A 4468-nucleotide genomic window follows, 5' to 3' on the forward strand; every position below is an offset into this window, starting at 1 on the left:
CAGCGGGCCGGGGTCGCGGCAGTCGGGCGTGTTTCTTGGTGACTTCTTTGCACGAGCAAAGAAGTCACTCGGGGCGCGCTGGCGAGTCAGCGCACGGCAGTATGTGGACCGAAGGCACGTAAACACCGGAGGACGAACCAGGCCTAGCCACAACAGGGCAGGCGGTGAGCCGAAGGCACGTAAACACCGGATGCAGAACCAGGACCAGCCACCACAGGGCAGGCGGCCGGACGAAGGCACCTTAAACTCCGGAGGCCGAACCAGGGCCAGCCACAAAAAGGCAAGCAGCCGAATCGGAAGCTACTGCACACCCGCGGCGGAACCGGTGCCAGCCGGTCCGCGGTGAGTAAAACCCCGATAGCGGTCAGGCCGGGCGGTGGGGACAGGCGTGGTCGTTACAGTCGCCGTACAGGACCAGGGCATGATCCTTGATGGAAAAACCGTGGTGCTGGGCCACCTCGCGCTGGCGCCGCTCGATCGTCTCGTCGAAAAACTCCTCGACCCGCCCGCACTGGTTGCACACGATATGGTCATGGTGGCCACCACGCTCCAGCTCGAACACCGCCTGATTGCCCTCCAGGTGCAGACGACAGACCAGCCCGGCCGCCTCGAACTGGGTCAGCACGCGATACACCGTGGCCAGGCCGATCTCCTCGCCGGATTCGAGCAGCTCGCGATAGATCGCCTCGGCCGTCAGATGCCGGGTCTCCGAGGTCTCGAGGATCTCGAGGATCTTCATCCGCGGCAGCGTGACCTTGAGTCCCGCCTTCTTGAGATTACTGGTTTCCATTGCCTGTTTTCCCGGTCCGATCCGCTTGAGAGCGGCGGGACGCTTTGGTGTACCATGCGCGTTCACGGCCCACCAGACGCCGAGGACCGCCCGCTCAGATGATCAAGATTCTCATTTCTATCGCCGTGGCCGCAAGCCTGCTGAGCGCCTGCGGCGGCCTCAACCAGTTCCGTCTGGATGTACAACAGGGCAACGTGATCGACCCCGTCCAGGTGGCGCAGATCCAGCCCGGCATGACGCCGCAGCAGGTCCGTTTCCTGATGGGGTCGCCCCAGCTGGAGCCCGCCTTCCGCGCCGACGAGCGCTGGGACTACGTCTACTACCGCCGCCCGGGCTTCGGGGCGACCGAGCGCCAGCGGGTCACAGTGCATTTTGCGAACGGCGTGGTCAGCCACGTGGATGCCGACATCCCGCAGCCGGTCGCGCTGGACGAGCACCCGGTGGACATGGACAACGACTGACGCTCGCCCGCATCCCCGAAGTGCCGCGGGCTCACAGGGCTCTCGCTATTCCTCCGCGTTCTCCGGCCCTGCGTCCTTCTTCGATTCGCCCCCGGCTTCCGCGTCTCCCTTGCCCGGCTTCTTCTTGCGCCCCTTCCCGGCGCGCTGGCGGCGCACCTCCTTCGGGTCCGCGATCAGCGGACGGTAGATCTCGATGCGGTCACGCGGCCGCAGCACGGTGTCGCGCCGGGTAATCTTGCCGAAGATCCCGACCTTCGCATTCTCCAGGTCGATCTCCGGAAACTGCAGCTCGATCTCGGACTGGCGCAGCGCGGTATCCACCGTGGTGCCCTCGGGCACCACCAGCGGCAGGATCACCTGGCGGTCGGGGCGCGCATAGGCCACCTCCACGCGGATCATGCCGTCCGCGGCGGCCGGGGCCACGGGACTATCCGGCACCGTGGACCTCGCGCGCGCGCTGGACAAAGGCATCGACCAGCGAATTGGCAATCTGGTTGAACACCGGCCCGATCGCGAAGGCCATGATGCGGTTGGCGAACTCGAATTCCAGCTCCAGGGCGATACGGGTCTTGCCGCCCTCCACCTGGCTGAAGGTCCAGGTCCCGTGCAGTCGCCGGAACGGTCCGGAGACCAGGCGCATGTCGATGCTCTCCGGGCGTTTCAGGGTATTGCGGGTGGTAAACGACTTGTGCAACGCGCCCTTGGCCAGTTCGATCGTGCCTTCCACCTCGTGCTCGCCGCGCGGGTGCGCCGACGCACTGCGACAGCCCGGCAGGAATTCCGGATAGGCATCGACGTCGTTCACGAGATTGAACATCTGCTCCTGGGTGTAGGGCACATCCGCGTAGCGGCGAATCTTCGAGGCCATCAAATCAACTCCACCGCACGCAGGAAGACAAACAGGATCGCGACCGGCGCGACGAAGCGCACCAGGAAGTACCAGACCTGATACAGCGCCGGGTGCTTCATGCGCAGTTCGGACTGCACCGAGCGCTCGGTCATCCGCCAGCCCACGAAGATCGCGATCAGGAAGCCGCCCAGCGGCAGCAGGATGTTGGCCGTCACGTAGTCCAGCAGGTCCAGGATGCCCATGTCGAACAGGGTGTAGTCGGACCAGACGTTCAGCGACAGCAGCGCGCCAATCCCCAGGAACCAGGCCCCGATGGCGATCAGCGACGTCGCCATCACCCGGCTAAGCCCCAGGTTCTCCACCAGGAAGGCGACCGCCGGCTCAATGATGGAGATCGCCGAGGTCCAGGCCGCAAACACCAGCAGCACGAAGAACATGGTGCCGAAGTACAGGCCGCCCGGCATATCGGCAAACGCCAGCGGCAGGGTCACGAAGATCAGCCCCGGCCCCTGTTCGGCCGACAGCCCGGCTCCGAGCACGATGGGGAAGATCGCCAGCCCGGCCATGATCGCCACCAGGGTATCCGCCCCGACCACCGCCGCCGAGGTGCGCGCGATGGACGCCTCACTCTGCAGGTAGCTGCCGTAGATCATGATCGCGCCCATCCCGAGACTGAGCGTGAAGAAGGCCTGGCCCATCGCCAGCAGCACCGCGTTCGCCGACAGCGCGGAGAAATCGGGATACAGCAGGAACTGCAGACCGGCGAAGAACTGCCCCTCGACCATTGCATAGCCGACCATCACCACCAGCATCACGAACAGCAGTGGCATCAGGATCGTCACCGCCTTCTCCAGGCCCGACTGCACCCCGCGCGCGACCACCATCGCCGTCATCACCATGAAGATGGTATGCCAAGCCAGCAGCGCCTCCGGGTCCGCCAGCATGTTGCCGAACATCGACTCGGAACCGTCCGCGTCCAGCCCGAGGAAGCCGCCCGTGCCCGACTTGAAGACATACGACAGCGACCAGCCGGCCACCACGCTGTAGAAGGACAGGATCAGGAACCCGGCCAGCACCCCGATCCAGCCGATCATCCCCCAGGCGCGCGTGAGCCCCTCCTCGCGCGCCAGGGCGGACATCGTGTTGATCGGGCTCTGGCGCCCGCGCCGTCCCAGCAGGATCTCCGCCATCATCACCGGCAGGCCGATCAGCAGGATGCAGCCCAGATACACCAGCACGAAGGCCCCGCCGCCGTTCTCGCCGGCGATATAGGGGAAGCGCCAGATATTGCCGAGGCCGACGGCCGAACCGGTGGCCGCCAGGATGAAGGCCAGGCGGGTCGTCCATTGCCCGTGGATCGAGGTCGTGGCAGGCATCAGTGGCTCCTTTGTGAGCGGAGACGGAAGGCGTGTGCGCGGCCATCGCGCCCGGGCAGCGCCCGGGCCCGGGCGCACAGCGCGTCGCCGAGTCCGCCGGAATTGTGGGGCAGCGGGTCCTCAGGCTCAACTTTCACCACGGATGCAGGCCCATGCCGACTGCTTCGCCGCGCCGCCTGCAGTACACTGCGCGGGTTATGGGAAAGAAGAAGAAACAAGGCGGCGACAACTCCAGCACCATCGCGCTCAACCGCAAGGCGCGCCACGATTTCTTTATCGAGGATCGCCTGGAGGCGGGGCTGGAGCTGGAGGGCTGGGAGGTCAAGTCCATGCGCGCCGGGCGCGCGCAGCTGAGCGAGGCCTACGTGCTGCTGCGCAACGGCGAGGCCTTCCTGTTCGGGGCCCACGTCACCCCGCTGCCCACTGCCTCCACCCATATCAACCCGGACCCCAGCCGCACGCGCAAGCTGCTGCTCCACCGCTCCGAGATCAACCGCCTGGTCGGCGCGGTGGAACGCAAGGGCTACACCCTGGTACCGATGGCCCTGTACTGGAAGCGTGGCCGCGCCAAGCTCGAGATCGGGCTGGCCAAGGGCAAGAAGGAATTCGACAAGCGCGCCGCCAAGAAGGACAAGGACTGGGAGCGCGAGCGGGCGCGGATTTTGAAGCACAACTAACGCCGCGGCACCCCGCCCGCCGTCCCCGTTCCGGCTCGCGCCGGTCGCCCCGGCCCCGTCCCTCGCCGTTTACGGTCCCTTCGTCCGGCCGCCTGCCTCGTGGTGGCTGGTCCTGGTTCGTCCTCCGGTGTTTACGTGCCTTCGGTCCGTCGCCTGCCATGTGGTGGCTGGTCCTGGTTCGCCGCTCGGTGTTTACGGTGGCTTCTGTCCGCATACTGCCCGGCGCTGACTCGCCAGCGCGCCCCGAGTGACTTCTTTGCTCGTGCAAAGAAGTCACCAAGAAACACGCCCGACTGCCGCGACCCCGGCCCGCT

6 protein-coding genes are annotated in these 4468 nt (G+C 66.2%); 2 read left to right on the forward strand and 4 right to left on the reverse strand.

Annotation, left to right across the window (positions count from 1 at the left end; genetic code table 11):
• Positions 1–364 precede the first annotated feature (364 nt).
• On the reverse strand, positions 365–790 hold the full coding sequence (gene fur, locus D105_RS0114000) for a ferric iron uptake transcriptional regulator (RefSeq protein WP_017940353.1): 426 nt from the start codon (positions 788–790) through the stop codon (positions 365–367).
• Positions 791–888: 98 nt separating this feature from the next.
• On the opposite strand from fur, the gene D105_RS0114005 reads away from it, so the two are divergent.
• A complete protein-coding gene (locus D105_RS0114005) occupies positions 889–1251 on the forward strand; it encodes an outer membrane protein assembly factor BamE (protein WP_017940352.1) in 363 nt (120 codons plus the stop codon).
• 45 nt (positions 1252–1296) lie between these two features.
• Here D105_RS0114005 and D105_RS0114010 read toward each other — a convergent pair whose 3' ends face one another.
• From D105_RS0114010 to D105_RS0114020, 3 genes are read right to left on the reverse strand one after another with little or no spacing between them, the layout of a single operon-like run.
• Entirely contained in the window at positions 1297–1650 is a 354-nt protein-coding gene (locus tag D105_RS0114010; protein WP_051074742.1) for an RnfH family protein, read from the reverse strand.
• A 28-nt stretch (positions 1651–1678) separates the two neighbouring features.
• Positions 1679–2119, reverse strand: a complete 441-nt coding sequence (locus D105_RS0114015; RefSeq protein WP_018878811.1) for a type II toxin-antitoxin system RatA family toxin — start codon at positions 2117–2119, stop codon at positions 1679–1681.
• Positions 2119–3477 (reverse strand): sodium-dependent transporter, encoded by a 1359-nt coding sequence (locus D105_RS0114020; protein WP_018878812.1) that lies wholly within the window; start codon positions 3475–3477, stop codon positions 2119–2121. Before D105_RS0114020 ends, D105_RS0114015 begins: the two co-directional genes overlap by 1 nt.
• A gap of 197 nt (positions 3478–3674) precedes the next feature.
• Here D105_RS0114020 and smpB point away from each other — a divergent pair, with 197 nt between their 5' ends.
• Positions 3675–4154: an SsrA-binding protein SmpB gene (gene smpB / locus D105_RS0114025; RefSeq protein ID WP_018879902.1), complete on the forward strand. Its 480-nt coding sequence runs from the start codon at positions 3675–3677 to the stop codon at positions 4152–4154.
• The last annotated feature ends 314 nt before the right edge of the window (positions 4155–4468 follow it).

The sequence above is a fragment of the Thioalkalivibrio sp. ALE28 genome, assembly GCF_000377425.1.
Lineage (GTDB): Bacteria > Pseudomonadota > Gammaproteobacteria > Ectothiorhodospirales > Ectothiorhodospiraceae > Thioalkalivibrio.

What these genes read in the sequence shown, in the direction of transcription:
- D105_RS0114015 (WP_018878811.1), bottom strand. Translation starts at nt 2,119, where the DNA reads ATGGCCTCGAAGATTCGCCGCTACGCGGATGTGCCCTACACCCAGGAG.
- fur (WP_017940353.1), bottom strand. Translation starts at nt 790, where the DNA reads ATGGAAACCAGTAATCTCAAGAAGGCGGGACTCAAGGTCACGCTGCCG.
- smpB (WP_018879902.1), top strand. Translation starts at nt 3,675, where the DNA reads ATGGGAAAGAAGAAGAAACAAGGCGGCGACAACTCCAGCACCATCGCG.
- D105_RS0114010 (WP_051074742.1), bottom strand. Translation starts at nt 1,650, where the DNA reads ATGATCCGCGTGGAGGTGGCCTATGCGCGCCCCGACCGCCAGGTGATC.
- D105_RS0114005 (WP_017940352.1), top strand. Translation starts at nt 889, where the DNA reads ATGATCAAGATTCTCATTTCTATCGCCGTGGCCGCAAGCCTGCTGAGC.
- D105_RS0114020 (WP_018878812.1), bottom strand. Translation starts at nt 3,477, where the DNA reads ATGCCTGCCACGACCTCGATCCACGGGCAATGGACGACCCGCCTGGCC.